The organism is Methylocystis sp. MJC1, assembly GCF_026427715.1.
Taxonomy (GTDB): Bacteria; Pseudomonadota; Alphaproteobacteria; order Rhizobiales; family Beijerinckiaceae; genus Methylocystis.
In genome coordinates this window covers 3,507,647-3,529,483 of sequence record NZ_CP107558.1, presented here as the reverse complement: position 1 = coordinate 3,529,483, position 21,837 = coordinate 3,507,647, and the positions used below count along the sequence as shown (strand labels likewise).

Here is a 21,837-nt window from a genome sequence, read left to right as displayed (position 1 = left end):
GTCAGCCGTTTGTATGCCCAGGTCTTTTCCGGTGGGATTAATGGATCGCAAAAAGGAACTTCTGAAGCATGTTTCCAAAGAGGCGCGCGGGATTGAGATCGGCCCTTATTTCTCACCGCTGGCGCCCAAACGCGATGGCTACAATTGCCTCTCGCTGGATGTTTTCGACACGGAAGCGGTCAGGCATCGGGCGCGCGTAGATTCGAGCCTGCCTAATGGGGCGGTCGATCTGATCGAGCCTGTCGACCTCGTCGGCAGCGCCACCGACATCGACGCGCTCTGCCGCGACGCTGGTGTCGCGGGCGATCTCGATTACATTCTCTCGTCGCATAATTTCGAGCATTTTCCCAACCCAATCGCTTTTCTTCAGGCCTGCGGGCGCGTTCTGAAAAAGGACGGCGTGCTCTCCATGGCGTTGCCCGACAAGCGCGCCTGTTTCGATTTCTTCCGCCCGCTGACGGGTCTGGGTGCGATGATCGAGGCCTTTCACGATGGCCGAAGCCGGCCGACATACCGCCAGATTTTCGAGCAAAACGCTCAAATGGCCCGCTTCGTCGATGGAGAAAGGTCGCTTGTCTGCTTCCTGCTCGACGAAAAGCTCGAGAAGATCGTTCCCGAGCGCAGGCTCCGCGAGGCGTTCGACGCCTGGGAGAGCATGCGGACGGGCAACGATCCGCATTATCATGACGTCCACTGCTGGACCTTTACGCCGGCGAGCTTCCGCCTTCTCCTTTCCGATCTGTTTTTCCTGGGACTATCGCCTTTCGTCGTCGAAGAGGCGACCGACACCGGACAATCTGACTTCGTCGCGCATCTGCGGCTCGTCGGCTATACGACCTTCTCACCAGCCGAGACCGAGGATTATTACGCCGCGCGTGAAGCGCAGCTGCGCGCCATTGTGAGGGAGGATTGGAGCGTCGCAAAAAGCGACTGCCAGCTCGAAATTCTGGAGCGCTTTCACATCCTTAGCCGATCGACGGGCCGGAACCCGCTCGCCATTGGCGCGCGCGCGCTGGCGCTGCTCATGCGCCGGCGGGACCCGTTTCTCGCCAAGCAATATCTCGCGATCAGCCGCTCGGTCTTTTTCGATCCGCTGCATTACATCGAGAGCTATGGCGGCGTCGGCGACCCCGCTCTGCATTATCTTCTCAAAGGCGCACAGCAGGGGCTCGACCCCGGACCTTTCTTCTCGAGCCGCAAATATCTCGACCGCAACCCCGACGTCGCGACGGGCGGCATGAACCCTCTCGCGCATTTCGAAATGTTCGGCCGAAAGGAAGGCCGGAGGCCGGCGCTGCGCTGAGCCCATTCCCTAAGAGGTGACAGACGAACGCCGCGGCAAAACGCCTCGGTCAAATTCCCGCCATCCAGCGTATGCTCTGGCGGCATATTTGACGGATAAGGCCATGGCGATCGAAATCGAGCGTAAATTCGTCCTGTCGAGCAACGCCTGGCGCGCATTGAGCCACATGCGCGAGCGGCTGGTGGATGGCCTCCTCGCATCGGCCGAAGGTCGTAAAATTCGCGTGAGACTTTACGAGACGCGCGCCACGCTCACGGTCAAAAGCGCGAGAGAGGGGCTGAAACGCACGGAGTTCGAATATGACATCCCGATCGCCGACGCGACCGAGCTGATCGCGAAGCACAGCGGCGAAAAGGTGCTCGCCAAGACCCGCCACTATGTCGAACACATGGGCTTTACCTGGCAAATCGACGAATATGACGGCGTTTTGGAAGGCGTCGTCATCGCGGAAGTCGAGCTCATGAGCGAGAACGTCTTCGTTCCATTGCCGCCGTGGGTCGGGCGGGAAGTCACCCACGATCCCGATTATCGCCAGAGCAACATGCTCGCCGCACGGCTTGCGGCATTGAGCGAGGCGCATGGGGGCGCATTTTTGCGAGCCGCGCCGTCGAGCAGCGTGGGGCAGGAGCAATAAAAAAGGCCCCTCTCGCAAGGCGCGGAGGGGCAAGTTTTCCCAGAGGTAAGGTTAATAGATCAGGAATTCACGTTACGGCTGGTGCGGGCGATATAGATGCCGCCGCCGATAACGATCAGGAGCATAGCCGCGGGAATAATGAAACCGTCCATTTTCTGCCTCCATAGCTGAGCGGACGCTCGGAGAGGTAGCGGTTTCCGTGGAAGCTTTTGCGACGGATGGGCGACGATGAGATGAAGCCCGCAGCCGGACCGCGCGCCCTTAAGGCGCGCACAGAACCACAAAGTGGCGTCGACGCCCCTCGTAATTCAAAGTGGCGTCGACGCCCCTCGTAATTCGAGGCGCCTGCTGCGCAGGCTCCTCAGTACGAGGGGCTTCTGCATCTGCGCACGCACTTAGGCCTCACCCTGAGGAGGGCGCGAAGCGCCCGTCTCGAAGGACGAGGCTGCCTCGGAAGTTTGCCGACAAACTATCCTCAGGCGCGAATTCTGCGGGCACGAAGGCCTGCGGTTCAGCAGGCGGAGCTTAGACCAGCTGCCCGTGGCAGTGCTTGTATTTCTTGCCGGAGCCGCAGGGGCAGAGCTCGTTGCGCCCGACCTTGCCCCAGCTCGTGGGATCGGAGGGGTCGCGCGCCGCCCCCGGCTCGGCCGCCTGCGCGGAGAAATCCATGGCGGCGAGGCGGGCGTTCAAGTCCTCCAGCGCCGTCTGCTCGACGCTGGCGCCGGCCGAGAGCGCCACCGGATTGGGGTGCGACATTTCCATCGGCGGCAGCTCCGGCGGCGCGGAGGGCGGCGCCTCGAAGCTCACCTCCACGCGCATCAGCTGCGCCGTGACGGCCTCGTCCCACCGGCTCATCAGGCTGCGGAAAAGGTCCAGCGCCTCGGACTTATATTCGTTGAGCGGATCGCGCTGGGCCATGCCGCGCCAGCCGATCACCTGACGCAGATGATCGAGCGCGATGAGATGCTCGCGCCACAGCGTATCGAGCGACTGCAGCACGACCTGCTTCTCGATCATGCGCATCAGCGGCGGCGTGCTGCGTTCGACGCGCTCCTCATAGGCTTTGTCGGCGGCCTCCAGCAGGCGCTCCTTGAGCTCCTCGTCGGCGATGCCTTCTTCCTTCGCCCAATCCGCAACCGGCGCGTCGATATTGAGCTTGGCGTGAACGTCCTCGGCAAGGCCCGCGACATCCCAGGACTCGGCATAGGCGTCCGACGGAATATGCGTCGAGACCAGCGCCTCGACGACTTCCGCGCGCATGTCGGAGACCTGCTCCTCGACGCTCTCCTCCCCCATGATCTCGCGCCGGCGCTCGAAGATGACCTTGCGCTGGTCGTTCATGACGTTGTCGAACTTGAGGATGTTCTTGCGGATGTCGAAGTTGCGGGCTTCGACCTTGTGCTGCGCCTTCTCGATCGCCTTGTTGATCCAGGGATGGACGATCGCCTCGCCCTCCTGCAGGCCGAGCTTCACGAGCATCGAATCCATGCGCTCGGAGCCGAAGATGCGCATGAGATCGTCCTGCAGCGACAGGAAGAATTTGGAGCGGCCCGGATCGCCCTGGCGGCCCGAGCGGCCGCGCAGCTGATTATCGATGCGGCGGCTCTCATGGCGTTCCGTGCCGATGATGTAGAGGCCGCCGGCGGCGAGCGCCTGCTCCTTGAAGCGGGCGACTTCCTCGCGGATTTCGGCTTCCTTGGCCGCACGCGCATCGCCTTCCAGCTCGGCGCATTCATGCGCCACGCGCATATCGACGTTGCCGCCGAGCTGAATGTCGGTGCCGCGGCCGGCCATATTGGTGGCGATGGTGATCGCGCCCGGCACGCCCGCTTCCGCGACGATATAGGCTTCCTGCTCGTGGAAGCGCGCGTTGAGGACGGCGAGCATTTTCGAAGGCTTGCCTGCGCGCGCCGACTCATAGAGCTTCGACAATCCCTTCGGATCGGCGAAGTCGATCATCTTGTAGCCCTGCTGGATCAGGAAATCCGCGAGCTGCTCCGACTTTTCGATCGAGGTCGTGCCGACGAGCAGCGGCTGCATCCGCGAGCTGGCGTCCTTGACCTCTTCGAGGATGGCGTTGAGCTTTTCTTTCGCCGTGCGATAGACCTCGTCGTCGTCGTCGCGGCGCTGGACCGGACGGTTCGTCGGGATTTCAACGACGTCGAGCTTGTAGATTTCGGCGAATTCGTTCGCTTCCGTCGACGCCGTGCCGGTCATGCCGCCCAGCTTCTCGTAGAGACGAAAATAGTTCTGGAAGGTGATCGACGCGAGCGTGACGTTCTCGGGCTGGACCTGCACGCGCTCTTTGGCTTCCAGCGCCTGATGCAGGCCTTCCGAATAGCGGCGGCCCGGCATCATGCGGCCGGTGAATTCGTCGATGATGACTACCTCGCCCTTGCGGACGATGTAGTCTTTATCCTTCTGGAAGAGCTTGTGGGCGCGCAGCGCCTGATTGATGTGATGGACGAGCGTGACGTTGTGCGCTTCGTAGAGCGCGCCTTCGGTCAGCGCGCCGACCTCCGCCAGCAGCTCTTCCATATGCTCATTGCCGGCGTCGGTGAGATGCACCGTGCGCTGCTTCTCGTCGAGCTCATAGTCTTCCGCCGCGAGCTTCGGCATGAGGCGGTCGATGGTGTTGTAGAGGTCGGACTTGTCGTCGACGGCGCCGGAGATGATGAGCGGCGTGCGCGCTTCGTCGATGAGGATGGAGTCCACCTCGTCGACGATCGCGAAATGATGTCCGCGCTGCACCATCTGCGCGAATTCATATTTCATATTGTCGCGCAGATAATCGAAGCCGAATTCGTTGTTGGTGCCATAGGTGATGTCGCAGGCGTAGGCGGCGGCGCGCTCGTCGTCGGCGAGGTCGTGGATCACGCAGCCGACGCTCATGCCGAGGAAGTTATAGATGCGGCCCATCCACTCGCTGTCGCGCTTGGCGAGGTAGTCGTTCACCGTGACGACATGCACGCCCTTGCCGGCGAGCGCGTTGAGATAGACGGCGAGGGTCGCGACGAGCGTCTTGCCTTCGCCGGTGCGCATCTCCGCGATGGCGCCTTCGTGCAGAACCATGCCGCCGATGAGCTGCACGTCGAAATGGCGCTGGCCGAGCGTGCGCTTGGCCGCCTCGCGGACGGTGGCGAAGGCGGGAGCGAGAAGGCTGTCGAGCGAGGCGCCGGCGGCGATCTGCTCGCGGAATGCGACTGTCCGGGCGCGCAGCTCCTCGTCGGAAAGGGCGGCGAGCTCGGGCTCCAGCGCGTTGATCGCTTTGACTTTCGGCGCATAGGTCTTGAGGCGGCGGTCGTTGGCCGTGCCGAAAACTTTCTTGGCGAGGGCGCCGAGCATTCCCGCGAACCTTTCTGTGGCGCGCCGCCGCTCAACGCTTGCGCCGGTCGTCGGCGGGCGGGGCGAAGCACGCGAATGTCATGGAAAAGCAACCGCTTGCGACAGCGACCGGCTCACCGGGCGTCAGGGTCGACGCGGCATTTCCGCCGGAGAGATAAGAGGGTGGGGGACCCTTGTCAATGTAAGGGGTAGCGGCGCATTTTGTGGCGTCGGCGCCAGCGCTGGCGCGATATTTTGCGATATTATCGTTACAGGCAATGATGAAAACGATTATATTCACCGCAGCCGCTGCGCGGGACCTCAACGCTCTCCCGCTCGAGGCGCGCGAGCAAGTGGTCGAGGCGCTCTCGCGCTTCGCTGTTGAAGGCGTTGGAGACGTGAAGAAGCTTACTGGCCGCGAAGGCTATCGGTTGCGAGTTGGGGCCTATCGCGTCCTCTTCACTGCCGACCTTTCAACAATCCTCGCGATTTACGTCGGGCGACGGCAGACCACCACCTATTCCAGGAGCTGAGATGAGCAAGGTCCAAATCATCCGCACCCCCGGAGGCGAGGAGTTGGTGGTCCTACCGCGCGCCGAATATGAGGCGCTTCTTCTCCGAACGGGGGAATTGCTGGAGGAAGAGGAGGAGGCTGCGGATGTCGCGGTTTTCGACCAGCGCATGGCCGAGTTGGAGGAAAACCCCAAGGCTGTCTTGCCGCGAGAGGTCAGTGCAGCCCTATTACGGGGCGCGACCTTGGTGCGCGCGCTGCGGGACTGGCGCGGCGTGCGGCAGCAGGAGTTGGCCGCCAAGGCGGGGCTGGGGCAGGGTTATCTGAGCGATATCGAACGGGGGCGCAGCCAGGGCTCCCCGGAAGCGCGCGAGAGCATCGCGCTGGCGCTTGACGTGCCGAAAGAATGGCTGCGTTGAGGCGATTGCACTCAATATGCATGCCCGCCCGGCTCGAAAATATGGGACGGCACCTTTCCGCGCAGCAGGCGATAGACCCATGCCGTATAACCGAGAACGATCGGCAGGAAGATCACCACGGCGATGAGCATGACGTACAGGGTCAGATGGCTCGACGAGGCGTCCCAGGCGGTGAGGCTTGCATTCGGCTCGCTGGACGAGGGCATGATGAAAGGAAACATGGCGAGGCCCGGCGTCGCCACGATGCCCACGACGGCCGCGGCGCTCATGACGAAGGCGGCCGTCTCTCGGCGGAAGGCGAACATCACCGCGGCCAGCAAGGCGCCGACGAGACCCAGGAGCGGCGCGGCCGGCGACCATGGATAACGCTCATAGTTGCGCATCCAGGCCCCCGCGGCGACCTCGACGGTTTTGCGTAACGGATTGGAGGGTGCATTGGCGGCAATCTGGCTCGTGATCGCATAGCCGTCCAGCATCGAATAGGCGTAGACGCCGCCGAGGGCGAACAGCACAAGGGTCACGATGCTGGCGATCATGCCGGCCCGACGCGCCCGGCCGGCGATCGGCTCGATCGTCTTTGCCTGCACATAGGCCGCGCCGTGCATGACCAGCATGGAGACGCTCACGAGGCCGCACAGTAGCGCAAAGGGATTGAGGAGCTGGAAGAAGCCCCCCGTGTAGACCGCCCGCAGGTCTTGATCGAAACGAAACGGCACGCCCTGCAGAAGATTGCCGAAGGCGACGCCGAAGATGAGCGCGGGCGCCAGGCCGCCGAAGAACAGCGCCCAGTCCCAGATCGAACGCCATAACGCGTTGTCGACCTTGCCGCGGAATTTGAACGCCACGGGCCGCAGGATCAACGCCAGCAAGGTAACGAACATCGCGACATAGAAGCCGGAGAAAGAGGCGGCGTAGACCGGCGGCCAGGCGGCGAAGGACGCGCCGCCGCCAAGAATGAACCATACCTGATTGCCTTCCCACACCGGGCCGATGGAGTTGATGAGAATGCGCCGCTCCATGTCGCTGCGCCCGAGGAACGGCAGCAGGATCGCGGTTCCAAGATCGAAGCCGTCGAAGACGGCGAAGCCGATCAGCAATAGGCCGAGCAACGCCCACCAGATGACGCGCAACGTGTCGTAGTCGATCGGGACATGCATATCAGCCCCCAGGGGTCGAAGGCGTTATCCCGCGCGCGATGTCGTCGAGGGCGACGCCGCCGGGCGGCGCCTGCCGGGTCGCGAGATCGGGGATCTCCCAGGTCTCCGCGGGGCCGAGCCGCACATATTTCGCCATCAGGAAGATGTCGACGACGAGCAGCGCGGAGTAGAAGATAAAAAAGCCGACGAGGCTCAGCCAGACGTTTGCCGCCGGGATCGGCGACGCCGCAAGGAACGTCGGCAGCACGCCCTCGATGATCCAGGGCTGGCGCCCATATTCGGCGACGATCCAGCCGAGCTCCGCCGCGATCCAGGGCAAGGGCAGGGACCAGAAGGAGAGGCGCAGCAGCCAGCGTCGCCGCTCGAAGGCGCGCCGCGACGAGACGTAGAACATCACGGCGAAAAGCGCGATGAAGTAGAAGCCCAGCGCCACCATCACGCGGAAGGACCAGAAGATGACGGGCACATTGGGGATCGTGTCCCAGGCCGCCCGCTCGATCTGCTCGGGCGTCGCCTTCGCGGGATCGTCCGTATAGCGGCGCAGCAGCAAGGCGTAGCCGAGATCCCTCTGCCGCTCTTCGATCGTCTGGCGCACATCCGCCGTCGGCTCGGCGTTGTTGAGGTTGCGCATCGCGCCATAGGCCTCGACGCCGCGACCGATGCGCGCCTTTGCGTCATCCACCAACTCGAAGATTCCAGGAATAATGGTCGTCAGCGATCTCGTCGCGATCAGACCGAGCATCCACGGCGCCTGGATGGCGTAGTGCGTCTCCCGGCGCTCGGGATCGGGAATGCCGAAAATCGTGAAAGCGGCGGGCGGCGACTCGGAGCGCCACATGCCCTCGATCGCCGCGAGCTTCACCTTCTGATGTTCGGTCGTGTTGTAGCCGCTCTCGTCGCCGAGCACGACGACCGACAGGGCGGAGGCGAGACCAAAGGAGGCTGCGACAGTCATGGAGCGCCGCGCGAAAGCGCGATGGCGTCCTTTCAGCAAATACCAGGCGCCGATCGCCAGAACGAAGATCGAGCCCGTGACATAGCCGGCCGCCACCGTATGCACGAATTTCGACTGCGCCACCGGATTGAACAGCACCGCCATGAAATCGGTGACTTCCATGCGGATCGTGTCGGGGTTGAAGCGGCTGCCGACCGGATTTTGCATCCAGGCGTTGGCGACGAGAATCCACAGCGCCGAGAAATTGGAGCCGAACGCCACGCACCAAGTGACGGCGAGATGGCCGGGCTTGCTGAGGCGGTCCCAGCCGAAGAAAAACAGGCCGATGAAGGTCGCCTCGAGAAAGAAGGCCATCAGCCCTTCGATGGCGAGCGGCGCGCCGAAAACATCGCCGACATATTGCGAATAATAGGACCAGTTCGTGCCGAACTGGAATTCCATCGTAATGCCGGTGGCGACGCCCATGGCGAAATTGATGCCGAACAAAATGCCCCAGAATATCGTCATGTCCCGCCAGACGCGCAGGCCGGTCATGACATAGACGCTCTCCATGATCGCCAGCAGAACCGAGAGCCCGAGCGTCAATGGAACGAAGAGAAAATGATAAAGCGCGGTGAGGGCGAATTGCAGTCGTGAAAGCTCGGCGACGTCCATCACGGCGCCCCGAAAAGCCACGCCGCAGCGCGCGGCACGGTGGGAGCGGAAGCGAAAAACGCCAGATACAGAAAGGCGAGGGCCATTCCCTTCGCAATCAGAACCGCGGTTATCTCTCTGGCAAAGTTTTGGTTACGCGCCGGCATGAAACGCTCTCCCAAAGCAACCGAACGCCCGGGCGAGAATGTTGTTCCTAAAGAGGGGGCTGCCGCTTTCAGATTGCTGACAAAAGGCGCTGCGCTTCGAGACGGCTTCCGCGCAGTATTCGGTGTCATTCCCGACGCTCGCACAGCGAGCGATCGGGAATCCAGAGCAAAACCAGCGCTGTTGTGGCTCTGGATCCCCGGTCGGGCTTTCAGCCCACCGGGGATGACAGCCCCGCCACGACGTACCTTAGTCGCCTCCACATGGAGCCACGCTCAAGGCGAAGCGCTTGCTAGACGCGCCAAAATTCCGCCGCGCCGTCCGGCAGCGACGCCAGAACCCTTTCGAAATCGGCCACGTCGACATGATTGCGCAAGGCGGCCGCGACATCGCTGATACAGGACGGCGGGGAGAAATTGTGATCGCGACGTAAGGCCTGGGCCTCCAGGGCCATCGACGCAAGATCGCCGAAGGGCGCCCTGATCTCGTCCGTGTCCCAGTCGGAGATGAAGATCGCCCTCAGGATTGGCGGCAGCACCCCTGCGAAGCGGATCGCGTCGGAGAGCGAGAGACGGCGGCGAAACACTTGTAGTACGCCTTCGACCATCGTGTAGGTCTGATTGCGGGTCGCAAGACCTGAGATGTCGCGGGCATCGGCAAGAAACTTCTCGAATTGCTCCGAGGCATGTTGAACATCCATGGGTATGGGCATCAAGCACATACTCTTGTTCGGCCGCTGAACTGGGCCCCGCTAGTGGAGTTTTTCTTGCCCTGAGCCAAACCCTTGGGGCTCACGCTGAGGTTGCCGCACGCACACATCTTCATGTCGCTGCCCGCGTCATGGCCAGGCTTGTCCCGGCCACCCACGCCAAGCAATTCGCAGCTAATGCTGGGTATACGTTTGCGTCGGCAAGAAGAACACGCTTCGGAGCCTCCAAAGCTCTGTATGAGCTTTATCCATAGCGATAACGCGTCTTGTTGGGCTGTGCCCCTGGGCGTGGGTGGCCGGGACAAGCCCGGCCATGACGGCCCCCGACTCTCTTAGCATTCTGAGGAGGGCGCGCCGCCACGGATGCAACGCTTTTTACGGAGCCTCGTTGATCGCCCGAAATGGCTTTGGCATCCGCCCGCTCTTCAATAGCCGAGAGAAAATCTGCAACCCGCCCGGTTCATTGCCGTTGGGATGCACCAGCACGATGGAGCCCGATTTAGGCGGCGGGCCAAGCGCGAGCCAGCTGTCCGCCCCCAGCGCCACGAGATGGCGCTCCTTCAGCTTCTCGAGCAGCGCGCCGTCCGATACGAGGCCGGGAAAACGGAAGAAGACCGACGGCGTCTCGCCATGGGCGATGAGGATTTTCTCCGTCTCGAAAATCTCGCGGTCGAGATCGACGCCAGGGCGCAGCAGGTAGTTCTGCGCATCCCGCAGCCCAGGAATATAGGGGTGCGAATAAGAGTGATCGGCCCAGGTAATGTCCAGCGCTCCCGAGCGGGCCTTCTCCTGCAGCCAGGCGAAATCCTCGCCATGCTGCGCGATCCAGGCGCCCGAGACCGCGAGCGTCAGCGGCGTTCCCGGCCCCTGCGCGGCGACTTCCTCGATGAAGCCGCGGTCGAGCGGCTTGTGGCTCGGGCAGAGATCGCCTGTAATGAAAGCGCCCGCGCCCTTGCCATGGATGAGCCCGGCGTTGACCAAAGCCGGCGGCCGGCCCGGGTCTTGCGGCGGACGCACCGCCTGCATGAAGCGGGTTTCCGCCTGTTCGGCGTCGCCCGTCTCGACGCAGCGCCAGCAGGCGGCGCGCTCCAGCGAGGTTTTCAGAGACTGCGGATCGACCGTCAGCAACAGCTTCTCGCTGTCGATGCGCAAGCGGCGCGTCGCGAGGCGCGTGTCGCCCTCCCTCGCGCAACTCTCGAACACAGCCTCATAGTCATGCACGCGCGCCCCGGTCGCGCCGGCCGTGGGAGAAATTACCGCCGGGCCACAATCCTCCTGCGCCCATGCCGTTGCGGCGGCTGAGATGCTCGCGCAAAATACGAGGCCGGAGAGAGTCAGTTTCACGGGCGCGATGTTTAGCAAAAAGCCTGAGTTCGAGAAGCCGAACCTCGTCATCGAGGCGGCGGAATCCGCCGAAGTCGCCGCAAATCTCGGCGCTGAGATCGCGGCGCGTTTCGGCCCGCGCGAGGAGGCGCCGTTTTCCCTCGCCCTCCGCGACGCTGCTGGCGCGCTTCTGGGCGGGCTCAATGGCGTCATCCATTGGCGATGGCTTTATATAAGGCATCTGTGGGTTGCGCCGTCATGGCGCCGCCGGGGATTTGCAAAAAATCTCATCGACTCAGGGGAGCGCGAGGCGCGCGCCCGAGGCGCGATCGGCGCCTATATCGATACATTCGATCCGGCGGTCGCGGGGTTTTATGAGCGGCAGGGCTATGCGCGTTGCGGCGAAATCGCGGATTTCCCTCCGGGCGCGAAGCGGATTTACCTGAGCAAGAGGCTCGTTGGCGACGACAAATAAGTCTTGAAATTTTTGGGTGAAGAGGCGGTTTCCACCCGCGTCATGGCCCCGGCTTGTTCCGGCCACCCACGCCATGCAGGTGACAGCAACGCTGGGTGAACGGGACGCGGGGGGCCTGCGTGGCAAGCAATTTACAACGCAGGATTTGGAGGCGTCTCGAAGCCTGCGTATCTTCGTCCATAGCAATGGCCCGCCCTGAGAGTTTGTGTCCCTCGGCGTGGGTTGCCAGGACCAGCTCGGCCAAGACGGGCCCCGGAATGGCCGGAGCGAGGAATGCGGGAAGGAGCAATGACCGAAACCATGAAAGCCATGGTCCTGCGGTGCCCCGACACGGCCCTGGTGATAGAAGAGCGTCCGCTGCCCGCGCCCGGCCCCAGTGAGCTGCGCCTGCGCGTCGAGGCCTGCGGCGTGTGCCGCACCGATCTTCATGTCATCGACGGCGATCTGCCCGATCCCAAGCTCCCCATCGTCCCTGGCCATGAAATCGTCGGCCGCGTCGAGGCGATGGGTCCCGACGTCTCGGGCTTTGCGATTGGCCAGCGCGTCGGCGCGCCCTGGCTCGGGCACACATGCGGCCATTGCCCCTATTGCGTCACGATGCGCGAGAACCTGTGCGACGACCCGCTCTTTACCGGCTATACGCGCGACGGCGGCTACGCCACCCATGTCATCGCCGACGCTTCCTTCAGTTTCGCTTTGCCCGAGACGGGCGAAGCCGCGGCTTTGGCGCCGTTGCTCTGCGCCGGGCTCATCGGCTGGCGCACACTCAAAATGGCGGGGCCGGCGGAGACGATCGGCGTCTACGGCTTCGGCGCCGCCGCCCATATCATCGCCCAGGTCGCGATCCTGCAGGGCAAGCGCGTGCACGCCTTCGTGCGCCCCGGCGACCATGCGGCGGCGCAATTCGCGCTCTCGCTCGGCGCGGCGAGCGCGCAAGGGTCGGACGCGCCGACGCCCGAGCCGCTCGACGCCGCGCTGATCTTCGCGCCCGTCGGCGGGCTGGTTCCGCGCGCGCTCGCCAGCGTGAAGAAGGGCGGCGCCGTCGTTTGCGGCGGCATCCATATGAGCGACATTCCGGGCTTTCCCTATGCGCTGCTCTGGGGCGAGCGCCGGCTGCAATCGGTCGCCAATCTGACGCGAGGGGATGCGCGGGAGTTTCTGTCGCTCGCGCCGACCCTTCCGCTGAAGATGCATGCGATCCCTTATCCGCTATCGCAGGCCAATGAGGCCTTGAGCGATTTGCGCGCGGGCCGCTTGCAGGGAGCAGCAGTGCTGATTCCTTGAAGCCTCAGTCGTCCGAAATGATCCTCGCGATCGCCTTGACAGCCGCCCTGCCAGCAAGTTAGAGAACCCAATGCTTCGTCGCGGCGGTCTCGCCGCGTTTTTCGTTTTTCGGAAACGAAGCGCAACCGGTCCTACTGCAAAAAGCCGGCCCGCTGGCGTAACGCACCACGTTACAGCCATGCGAGAGCCGGGCTCGAACACAGGAAAAAACGATGTTCGCAGTCATCAGAACCGGCGGCAAGCAATATAGCGTGTCCGCTGGCGATATTATTACGGTCATGGCGCTCGATGGCGCGCCGGGCGACAAGGTCACCTTCGACGAGGTGCTGATGATCGGGGGCGACACCCCCAAGGTCGGCGCCCCCACGATTGCGGGCGCGAGCGTCGCCGGCGAGATCGTCGAGCAGGCGCGCAGCCCCAAGTCGATCGCTTTCAAGAAGCGCCGCCGCCAGAACTCGAAGCGCAAGCGCGGTCATCGGCAGGACTTGACGCTCGTCAAGATTCTCTCGATCTAAGCAGCAGAATTCAGGCGGCGCTGACGTCGCCAAACAGGAACAAGTCGGAGCAGGACAATGGCTCACAAGAAAGCGGGCGGCTCGTCGCGCAACGGTCGCGACTCGGACGGCCGGCGCCTCGGCGTCAAGAAATTCGGCGGCGAATCGGTCGTCGCGGGCAATATCATCATTCGCCAGCGCGGCACGAAATGGCATCCCGGCCGCAATATCGGGATGGGCAAGGATCATACGCTCTTTGCGCTTGTCAACGGCGTCGTGGAGTTCAAATCCACCCGCGGCCGCGCCAGCGTATCGGTCGTACCGGCCGTTGAGGCCGCAGAGTAAGGCGGACGGATCGTCAAGCGACCCGCCGCCGGTCCTTCCCCGGCGGACAGGTCGTTTCGACCCGAGGGAGCAAGAAGCTCCTGAGCGAAATGTCCGGAAAAAAGGCCCAAAGGGTCTCTAGGGGAAAGCGGCCGACGCTTTCCCCTTGTTCGTTCCGGGGCCACAATCGGTCTTTCGCTTGGAGTCTTTTATGTTCCCCGAGATTACCCAGGACGACGTTTTCAGGCTGGAAACCGAGCGGATGTGGCTGCGCTGGCCGCACCTTTCCGATGCGGAGGCCTTGGCGAAGCGCGCCGGCGATCCGGATGTCTCCGCGCAGACCGCGATCATTCCCCACCCCTATAATATCGACGACGCCGAGCAGTTCGTGCGCCGCGCCCGCGCAGAGAATGCATCGGGGCAGGGACTCGTCCTGGCCCTGACCTTCAAGAAAGAGCCGAACGATCCGATCGGCGTGATCGGCGCGCATGGCTCGGCCTTTCGGGGAACCGCGCATCTCGGCTATTGGCTGGGGCGCGAATTCTGGGGCCAGGGGCTGATGACGGAAGCCGCGCGCGGCTTCGTCGACCTGATCTACGGCGTCTCGTCGCTGGGCGAAATCGTCTGCGACTCGCTGCCGGGCAATGTCGCCTCGCGGCGGGTGCAGGAGAAGCTCGGCTTCACGCGCCTCGGCGAAGTCGAGATCGACGCCCCGGCGCGCGGCGGGCGGATCAAGGTCGAGCGGACGCGGCTCTCGCGCGGCGCCGCCCATACCGCCTTCGGCGCAAGGCGCCCTAAATTGACGTCCACGTGAGCGTGACATGAAGTTTCTGGATCAAGCCAAGGTCTATGTGCGTTCGGGCGACGGCGGCGCGGGCTGCGTCTCCTTCCGGCGCGAGAAGTTCATCGAATTCGGCGGGCCGGATGGCGGCGACGGCGGTCGCGGCGGCGACGTCGTGGCCGAATGCGTCGACGGGCTCAACACGCTCATCGATTATCGCTATCAGCAGCATTTCAAGGCCAAGACCGGCATGCACGGGATGGGCAAGAACCGCGCCGGCGGGCGCGGCTCCGACGCCGTGCTGAAAGTGCCGGTCGGCACGCAGATCTTCGAGGAGGACGAGGAAACGCTGATCGCCGATCTCACCGAGGTCGGGCAGCGGGTCGTGATCTGCAAGGGCGGCAATGGCGGCTTCGGCAACGCCTATTTCACCACCTCGACCAATCGCGCGCCCCGCCGCGCCAATCCTGGCCAGCCGGGCGAGGAGCGCACCATCATCCTGCGCCTGAAGCTCATCGCCGATGCGGGCCTCGTCGGCCTGCCCAACGCCGGCAAATCTACCTTCCTGGCGAGCGTGACCGCGGCAAAGCCTAAGATCGCGGATTACCCCTTCACCACCCTGCACCCGGGCCTGGGCGTCGTGCGCCGGGACGGACGGGAGTTCGTGCTCGCCGACATCCCCGGCCTCATCGAGGGCGCGCATGAGGGCCATGGCCTGGGCGACCGTTTTCTGGGCCATGTCGAGCGCTGCCGCGTCCTGCTGCATCTCGTGGACGCCACCGGCGAGCACGCGGGCAAGGACTACAAGACCGTGCGCGGCGAGCTCGCCGCCTATGGCGCGGGGCTCGACGAGAAGCTCGAGATCGTCGCGCTTTCCAAGGTCGACGCGATCGAACCCGAGCAGCTCAAGAAGCAGCGGGAGCGCTTGAAGCGCGCCATCGCCAGCGCCGGCCCGTCGCCGGAGGCGCGAGGACCCTTGCTGGCGTTGTCTTCGGCCTCGGGGGCCGGCGTCACTGAGGTTTTGCGCGCTGTCAGCGCGGCGATTGACGCCTCGAAAACGGCGGAGGCGATAGAGGTCGAACCCGTCGAATGGCGACCTTGAGCCGCACCCTCGCGCCATTGACCTTAACAGGGTCACTCACTAGCTATTAGAGGATATGAGCACCCGCAGCGACAAACATAGGCACTTCGGCTCGACGGCAGCGACGCTGCTCGTCGCCTATTTGCTTATCCTGCAGGGGCTCGCGGCGGGTACCGTCACCAGCGCCCGCGGCGCGGCGCTCTTTGCCGACGCCATTTGTCAAAGCAAAGCCTCCGGCGCGCTCGACAGCGCTCCTGGCGCCCCGATCCGGACCAGCCGCCATGGCGACGCCTGCTGCGTCGTCCATATGGCCTCCTTCGGCGGCGCGGCGGCTCCCTCGCCTTTCGTGGGCGAGACCCCGCCGGCGCTCTCCTATGTCGAGGCGCGGCTCGCTTTCGGTCACGCCCTTCCGAACGCCGAGGCGGCGACGCCGCCGCTCGGCTCGCGCGCGCCCCCAGCCCTGATCTGAAGCTCGCCGCGGAGAGCGGCGTCGAACGATCCGTTCCCTTAAAACGGGCGGCTCTTCTCAGGCAGCGACTTCACCGGCAATTATCGGCGTTCACCTCGCGGGTCGAAGGACCGCGCGTCGCGACCATGGCCGGCTGGAGCGCGTTCAGCGACTTCGGATCAATGGAACAGAAAACCCAACCCACGCGAAAGCCGACCAAAACCGTCGCCCGCGTTTCCTCCCGCGAGCATCGCTGCTCGCAGAACGGCAAGCTGAGCAAAGCGATCGAAGGCTCCATCCGCATCGCGCATGAAACCGCTGAGGCGACGGCGAAAGGCCGCGTCGAGGTGATGGAGATGTATTTCGACGCGACCGGGCGCCCGATCAAGCGCAAGAGCCTAGGAGCCGCGCGCGTCTCGCGGGCCTATGACGCTCAGGGAAATCAGGTCGAGGAGGCCTATTTCAACACGGAGGGCAAGCCGACCGCCCCCAAGGACGTCGGCGCCGCGCGCATCGCCTGGCGCTATGACGACGAGGGCCGGCGCGTCGAGGCCGCCTTTTTCGGCGTCGATGGCGCGCCGATCGACCGCCCGGTCAAATGGCCGGCCGAAGTCTAAAGGTGAACCGCCGCCCCCCGCGTCAAAGATGCGGGGGCGCACTTGTTTGATAGGAAATCCACTGGTTGCGTCGCTGTCATTCCCGACGCTCGCAAGGCGAGCGATAAGGAATCCAGAGCAAAACCAACGCTCTTTTGCCCCTGGATTCCCGATCGGGCCTTCGGCCCGTCGGGAATGACAAGGGCCAACGCTGGTCGATAGAGTTCTTACGAGAGCTCACTTCACCAGGGCGATCAGAAAGCCGTCCCAGCCTTTCGAGCCCACCGTCTGAATGGCTGTCGCCGTCACGCGCGGCTCGGCAGCGACGAGATCGAAGAGCTTGCGGCCGCCCAGGCCGCCGTCGTCCGTCGTATGGGGATCGGCGACCGTGCCGTCGCGCACCACATTATCCACGATAATGAGCGACCCCGGCCGCGACAGTTTGAGCGCCCACCCAAAATAGCCGGCGTTGTTCGCCTTGTCGGCGTCGATGAAGGAAAGATCGAAAGGCGCCCCGCCTTCGGCTTCGATCTTCGGCAGAATATCCAACGCCGCGCCGACGTGCAGATCGACCTTCGCCGAAAAGCCCTCGTGCGTGATATTTTGCCGGGCGACCTCGGCGTGGCGCGGATCGAATTCAATGGTGACAATCCTGCCGCCATCAGCGAGCGCGCGCGCCAGCCATAGGGTCGAATAGCCGCCCAGCGTTCCGATTTCCAGAATGCGCCGCGCGCCGATCGAGGCCGCGAGCAGATGCAGCAGCTTGCCCTGCGGGGCGGAAACGTCGATCGCCGGAAGGCCGGACGCCCGGTTCGCGTCCAGCGTCGCGCCCAGCCGCTCGCCGGGAGGGATCAGGCGATCCGAGATATAGTCATCAACTGCGCGCCATTGGTTTATCATTTCCGCTCCTTATTCCAAGCTGAACCACATTCTCGAAACCATTTGACCTCGGCCGACGCTTCGTGCGAAGTGCCGCGGTTCTCGCTCGCAGCATGCGGCGGAACAGGGAAGGCTGGATGGCCATGTCTCGCGCCTCAGTCTCCCTGCGGCCGAGCCGGCGCGCCAAGCCGAAATCTATGGGAGCGAAACAGATGATCAAGCTTGCTTTGACCACGGCCATCGCCGTCGTGGCTTTCAGCGCCACGGCGTTCGCCGCCAGCTACAGCGTCACGGAAATTTCCACGTCGGGCATCAAGCGCGCCAATGGCACGTGGAAGCTGAGCACCGAAGGCGACAAGGTTGCCGGCGCCGCCGACATGCAGCTCGATAACGGCTCGGTCGTTACCTATAAGATCGACGGCAAGGTCGAGGGCGGCGTCTACACGCTGAACCTCAAGGACCGCACCGACGGCAAGAAGGACTGCGTCTGGACCGGCAAGCCGAATGAGTCCGGCAAGGTCTATGAGGGCCCGGTTCAGTGCGGCAGCGAGAAGTTCACGATCCGCGCCGGCGTGCAATAAGCCGTCCTAAAGAGATGACCAAACGCCGGCCTTTGGCCGGCGTTTTAATTTTTGGAACGCTGATTTTCTCCTACCCGGATAATGGTCTGACCGTCATGGCCGGGCTCGTCCGGGCCATCCACGCCGAGGGGCGCGGCTACCCAGGGGACGGGACGAGGTTTACGCCAAGGACCAATCCAGGCACGTTCGATTTGGAGGGACGAGACCCACCCGCCCCGGCATGAGCCGTCATTGCACGGCGTAGATGGCCGGGACGAGCCCGGCCATGACGAGGGAGGACGCGCCGGCGCTAGCGGCCTCACGCGCCCTCCATCGCCTCCAACTCGTCAATCAGCCCCTCGATCATCTCCAGCCCAATGCCCCAGAAGGCCGGATCGCGCGCGTCGAGCCCGAAGGGCTTCAGCAGCTCGTCGTAAGGCTTGGCGCCGCCGGCCTCGAGCAGCGCGAAATAGCGCTCGGCGAAGCCCTCATGCGCCTTTTGGTAGACGCCATAGAGCGAGTTCACCAGGCAGTCGCCGAAGGCATAGGCGTAGACATAGAAGGGCGAATGGATGAAATGCGGGATATAGGCCCAGAAGGTCTCATAGCCCGGCCCCAGACGGATCGACGGCCCGAGGCTGTCGCCCTGCACGCTCATCCAAATCTCGCAGATCTGGTCGGCGGTCAGTTCGCCGTTACGGCGCTCGATGTGGACCTTGCGCTCGAAGGCGTAGAAGGCCATCTGGCGCACCACCGTGTTGAGCATGTCCTCGACCTTGGAGGCGAGCAGCGCGCGGCGCTGCGTCGTGTCGGGGGCCTGCGCCAGCAGCGAACGGAAGGTCAGCATTTCGCCGAAGACCGACGCCGTTTCCGCCAGCGTCAAAGGCGTCGGCGCCATCAGCGCGCCCTGCGGCGCCGCCAGCACCTGATGCACGCCATGGCCCAGCTCATGGGCGAGCGTCATCACGTCGCGCGTCCGACCCTGGTAGTTGAGCAGCACGTAGGGATGCGCCGAGGGGACGGTCGGATGCGAGAAGGCGCCCGGCGCCTTGCCCGGCCGCACCGGCGCGTCGATCCAGCGCTTGTCGAAGAAATCGCCGGCGATCTCGGCCATGCGCGGCGCGAAGCCCTGATAGGCGCCGAGCACGATGCCGCGCGCCTCCTCCCAGGAGTAGCGCTTGGACGGCGTCGTCGGCAGCGGCGCGCTGCGGTCCCAATAGTCCAGCGCATCCTTGCCGAACCATTTGGCCTTCAGCTTGTAATAGCGATGCGACAGGCGCGGATGCGCTTGCGTCACCGCCTTGGCCAAAGCCTCCACCACCTCGCCTTCGACGCGATTGGACAGATGGCGCGAGTCGGCGACGTCCTTGAAGCCGCGCCAGCGGTCGGAGATTTCCTTGTCCTTGGCGAGCGTATTGGTGATGAGCGAGAAAGTGCGCAAATTGGCCTTCAGCGTCACGCCAATGGCCTGAGCTGCCGCGCGCCGTTTGTCTTCGCTCTGATCCTGCATGAGATTGAGGACCGGCTCGATCGCCAGCTCCTCGGCCCCGACCTTGAAACGCAGCGAGGCGATGGTCTCGTCGAAGAGGCGGTTCCAGGCGGCCGCGCCCGAAATGTATTTTTCGTGGAACAGCTCCTCGAGCTTGTCGTCGAGCTCATAGGGCTTCTCTTTGCGGATATCTTCGAGCCAGGGCTTCCAGCGTGAGAGCTGCGCCTTGTCGGCCGCGGCCATCAGCACGGCGTCGTCGAGACGATTGAGCTCCAGCTGGAAAAAGAGCAGTTGCGCCGAGGCGGTGGTGATCTTTTCCTGCACATCGCCATAGAATTTGGCGCGCGCCGGATCGGTGGTGTCGCCGCTGTAGAGCAGCCCGGCGAAGGACATCAGCCGGCCGAGCAGATCCTGCAGAACTTCATAGCGCGCGACCGCCTCGCCGAGCGTCGCGCTGGCCTGCGCACTGGTCGCGAGGTCTGACAGCTTGCCGCGATAATCCTTGCCGAACTGGGTCACATCCTCGGCGACGCGCGCCAGATCGGCCTTGAGCCGGGGCGAGTCGGTTCCCTCATAGAGATCGGCGAGGTTCCACTCAGGCAGGGTTTCGGAAAGGCCCGCGGCGGCGTCCGCGGGTGAAAATGTGACGGATGAGGTGAAGCGCATTGTGAGAAACCATCGGGAGAGTTGGGGACGTCGTTGCGGCGAATTGCTTTATTCATATGAGCAAAGCCCGAGGGCGATCAACCCGCGACGGCAAGCGCACGGCGGCGCTGCACGGCCCCCTCCCTGTCCCTCCCCCGCTTTGCGGGAGAGGGGACGCTCACGATCGACACCGTAGATGAAGGCCACAATCTGCTCCCTCTCCCGCAAAGCGGGGGAGGGTTGGGGAGGGGGTAACGCAGCGCCACGCCTTTCGCGCTTGCCCGCCGATATGCTTTTCTTTGGGCGACTTGACTGCGCACAGCGTCGTTCTAGAGCAGAGCCGGCGCTGATTTGGCTCTGGATCCCTTAATATAGGAGCCCATTTCATGCCCCAGCCGCCCTCAGGCTATTTCACGCGCGGCCTCGAAGCCGACCCGGAACTCGAAGCCGCGATCACCGGCGAGCTCATGCGCCAGCGCGACGGGATCGAGCTGATCGCCTCCGAAAACATCGTCTCGCGTCTCGTGCTCGCCGCGCAGGGCTCCGTCCTCACCAACAAGACCGTCGAGGGCGCGGCCTACGCCCGCTATTACGGCGGGGCGGAATTCGTCGACGCCATCGAGGCGCTCGCCATCGACCGCGCGAAAAAGCTGTTCAACTGCCGTTTCGCCAATGTGCAGCCGCATTCGGGCTCCAACGCCAATGCCGGCGTGTTTCTCGGCCTGTTGAAGCTCGGCGAGCCCATCCTCTCCATGAATGTCGCGGCGGGCGGGCATATCAGCCATGGCCACTCCGCGACGCTGACCGGGCGCGACTATTCGATCACGCAATATGGCGTGAATCGCGAGAGCGAGCTGATCGACCTCGATGAATTGCGCGACCTCGCGCGCGCGGCGCGGCCGAAATTGATCGTCGCGGGCGGCTCGGCCTATCCGCGCGCGATCGACTTTGCAGGGCTGCGCGCCATCGCCGATGAGGTCGGCGCCTATCTTCTCGTCGATATGGCGCATGTCGCCGGGCTCGTGGCTTGCGGGCTTTATCCGCACCCCTTTCCGCATGCGCATGTGGTGACGACGACGACCTATAAATCCTTGCGCGGCGCGCGCGGCGGCATGGTTTTGTGGAATGACGAAGCGCTCGCCAAGCGCATCGACGCCGGCATATTTCCCGGCGTGCAGGGCTCTGTCATGCTGCACGCCGTGGCGGGCAAGGCGGCGTGTTTGGGCGAGGCGCTGCAGCCGGCGTTTCGCGCCTATAATGAAGCCGTGCTCGAAAACGCCCGCGCGCTTGCCGCGGCGCTCGTCGGCGCGGGCCTGCGCGTCGTGACCGGCGGGACCGATACCGGGCTCATGCTCGTCGATCTCTCGCCAACGGGCGTGACCGGCGACGTCGCGGCCAAGGCGCTGGAGAAGGCGGGGCTCGCGGTGAACAAGAATATGATCCCCTTCGATCCGCGCCCGCCGGAGGCGCCCTCGGGCCTGCGGCTCTCGAGCAACGCCGGGACGACGCGCGGCTTCGGGGTTGCGGAATTCCAGCGCATCGGCGCGTGGATTGCCCGTGTCTTACGCAATCCGGCCGATCTTCGTACAATCGACGTGGCGCGCCAGGAAGTGCTGGCGCTGTGCCGGGCTTTTCCTATTTACTAGCG

Annotated in this window: 21 protein-coding genes; 14 read left to right on the top strand and 7 right to left on the bottom strand. The window is 64.1% G+C overall.

Annotated features, from left to right (window positions below):
* The first annotated feature begins 40 nt into the window (after nt 1–40).
* Nucleotides 41–1,303, top strand: a complete 1,263-nt coding sequence (locus tag OGR47_RS17035) for a methyltransferase domain-containing protein (protein ID WP_165052220.1) — start codon at nt 41–43, stop codon at nt 1,301–1,303.
* Between the two features lie 103 nt (nt 1,304–1,406).
* On the top strand, nt 1,407–1,937 hold the full coding sequence (locus tag OGR47_RS17030) for a CYTH domain-containing protein (RefSeq protein ID WP_165052222.1): 531 nt from the start codon (nt 1,407–1,409) through the stop codon (nt 1,935–1,937).
* 525 nt (nt 1,938–2,462) lie between these two features.
* Here OGR47_RS17030 and secA read toward each other — a convergent pair.
* Nucleotides 2,463–5,282 (bottom strand): preprotein translocase subunit SecA, encoded by a 2,820-nt coding sequence (gene secA / locus OGR47_RS17025; protein ID WP_165052224.1) that lies wholly within the window; start codon nt 5,280–5,282, stop codon nt 2,463–2,465.
* A gap of 257 nt (nt 5,283–5,539) precedes the next feature.
* Between secA and OGR47_RS17020 the strand changes: the two genes are divergently transcribed.
* Entirely contained in the window at nt 5,540–5,794 is a 255-nt protein-coding gene (locus tag OGR47_RS17020; protein WP_323809330.1) for a plasmid stabilization protein, read from the top strand.
* Between the two features lies 1 nt (nt 5,795).
* Complete coding sequence (locus OGR47_RS17015; RefSeq protein WP_165052227.1) at nt 5,796–6,191, top strand: helix-turn-helix domain-containing protein; 396 nt, start codon at nt 5,796–5,798, stop codon at nt 6,189–6,191.
* Between the two features lie 11 nt (nt 6,192–6,202).
* Here OGR47_RS17015 and cydB read toward each other — a convergent pair whose 3' ends face one another.
* The 4 genes from cydB to OGR47_RS16995 all read right to left on the bottom strand — a co-directional run bounded on the left by cydB (nt 6,203) and on the right by OGR47_RS16995 (nt 11,154).
* On the bottom strand, nt 6,203–7,348 hold the full coding sequence (gene cydB / locus OGR47_RS17010) for a cytochrome d ubiquinol oxidase subunit II (protein WP_165052229.1): 1,146 nt from the start codon (nt 7,346–7,348) through the stop codon (nt 6,203–6,205).
* 1 nt (nt 7,349) lies between these two features.
* Nucleotides 7,350–8,957, bottom strand: a complete 1,608-nt coding sequence (locus OGR47_RS17005) for a cytochrome ubiquinol oxidase subunit I (protein WP_165052399.1) — start codon at nt 8,955–8,957, stop codon at nt 7,350–7,352.
* A gap of 436 nt (nt 8,958–9,393) precedes the next feature.
* On the bottom strand, nt 9,394–9,813 hold the full coding sequence (locus tag OGR47_RS17000; RefSeq protein WP_165052231.1) for a DUF2267 domain-containing protein: 420 nt from the start codon (nt 9,811–9,813) through the stop codon (nt 9,394–9,396).
* Between the two features lie 372 nt (nt 9,814–10,185).
* Complete coding sequence (locus OGR47_RS16995; RefSeq protein ID WP_246729695.1) at nt 10,186–11,154, bottom strand: polysaccharide deacetylase family protein; 969 nt, start codon at nt 11,152–11,154, stop codon at nt 10,186–10,188.
* A 7-nt stretch (nt 11,155–11,161) separates the two neighbouring features.
* On the opposite strand from OGR47_RS16995, the gene OGR47_RS16990 reads away from it, so the two are divergent.
* The 8 genes from OGR47_RS16990 (at nt 11,162) to OGR47_RS16955 (ending at nt 16,637) form a co-directional block, all read left to right on the top strand.
* The gene (locus OGR47_RS16990; RefSeq protein ID WP_165052234.1) at nt 11,162–11,608 is read left to right on the top strand and encodes a GNAT family N-acetyltransferase; all 447 of its coding nucleotides are present in this window, start codon (nt 11,162–11,164) and stop codon (nt 11,606–11,608) included.
* 288 nt (nt 11,609–11,896) lie between these two features.
* Nucleotides 11,897–12,892, top strand: a complete 996-nt coding sequence (locus OGR47_RS16985) for a zinc-dependent alcohol dehydrogenase family protein (RefSeq protein ID WP_165052236.1) — start codon at nt 11,897–11,899, stop codon at nt 12,890–12,892.
* A gap of 212 nt (nt 12,893–13,104) precedes the next feature.
* Complete coding sequence (rplU, locus tag OGR47_RS16980; RefSeq protein WP_165052238.1) at nt 13,105–13,407, top strand: 50S ribosomal protein L21; 303 nt, start codon at nt 13,105–13,107, stop codon at nt 13,405–13,407.
* Nucleotides 13,408–13,464: 57 nt separating this feature from the next.
* Nucleotides 13,465–13,731 (top strand): 50S ribosomal protein L27, encoded by a 267-nt coding sequence (gene rpmA, locus OGR47_RS16975; RefSeq protein WP_165052241.1) that lies wholly within the window; start codon nt 13,465–13,467, stop codon nt 13,729–13,731.
* A gap of 190 nt (nt 13,732–13,921) precedes the next feature.
* Nucleotides 13,922–14,524, top strand: a complete 603-nt coding sequence (locus OGR47_RS16970) for a GNAT family N-acetyltransferase (protein ID WP_165052243.1) — start codon at nt 13,922–13,924, stop codon at nt 14,522–14,524.
* Between the two features lie 7 nt (nt 14,525–14,531).
* Nucleotides 14,532–15,593: a GTPase ObgE gene (gene obgE / locus OGR47_RS16965; protein ID WP_165052245.1), complete on the top strand. Its 1,062-nt coding sequence runs from the start codon at nt 14,532–14,534 to the stop codon at nt 15,591–15,593.
* Between the two features lie 55 nt (nt 15,594–15,648).
* Nucleotides 15,649–16,041: a DUF2946 family protein gene (locus OGR47_RS16960; RefSeq protein WP_165052247.1), complete on the top strand. Its 393-nt coding sequence runs from the start codon at nt 15,649–15,651 to the stop codon at nt 16,039–16,041.
* A 161-nt stretch (nt 16,042–16,202) separates the two neighbouring features.
* The gene (locus OGR47_RS16955; protein WP_165052250.1) at nt 16,203–16,637 is read left to right on the top strand and encodes a hypothetical protein; all 435 of its coding nucleotides are present in this window, start codon (nt 16,203–16,205) and stop codon (nt 16,635–16,637) included.
* 216 nt (nt 16,638–16,853) lie between these two features.
* On the opposite strand, the gene OGR47_RS16950 is transcribed toward OGR47_RS16955, so the two are convergent.
* Nucleotides 16,854–17,516 (bottom strand): O-methyltransferase, encoded by a 663-nt coding sequence (locus OGR47_RS16950; RefSeq protein WP_165052252.1) that lies wholly within the window; start codon nt 17,514–17,516, stop codon nt 16,854–16,856.
* Between the two features lie 191 nt (nt 17,517–17,707).
* Here OGR47_RS16950 and OGR47_RS16945 point away from each other — a divergent pair, with 191 nt between their 5' ends.
* Entirely contained in the window at nt 17,708–18,076 is a 369-nt protein-coding gene (locus tag OGR47_RS16945; RefSeq protein WP_165052254.1) for a hypothetical protein, read from the top strand.
* A 298-nt stretch (nt 18,077–18,374) separates the two neighbouring features.
* Here OGR47_RS16945 and OGR47_RS16940 read toward each other — a convergent pair whose 3' ends face one another.
* Nucleotides 18,375–20,210, bottom strand: coding sequence for a M3 family oligoendopeptidase (locus tag OGR47_RS16940; protein ID WP_165052256.1), 1,836 nt, complete (start codon nt 20,208–20,210; stop codon nt 18,375–18,377).
* Between the two features lie 365 nt (nt 20,211–20,575).
* Here OGR47_RS16940 and glyA point away from each other — a divergent pair, with 365 nt between their 5' ends.
* Nucleotides 20,576–21,835 carry a serine hydroxymethyltransferase gene (gene glyA, locus OGR47_RS16935; protein ID WP_165052260.1) on the top strand — a complete coding sequence of 420 codons (1,260 nt, stop codon included), beginning with the start codon at nt 20,576–20,578 and terminating at the stop codon, nt 21,833–21,835.
* Nucleotides 21,836–21,837 lie beyond the last annotated feature (2 nt).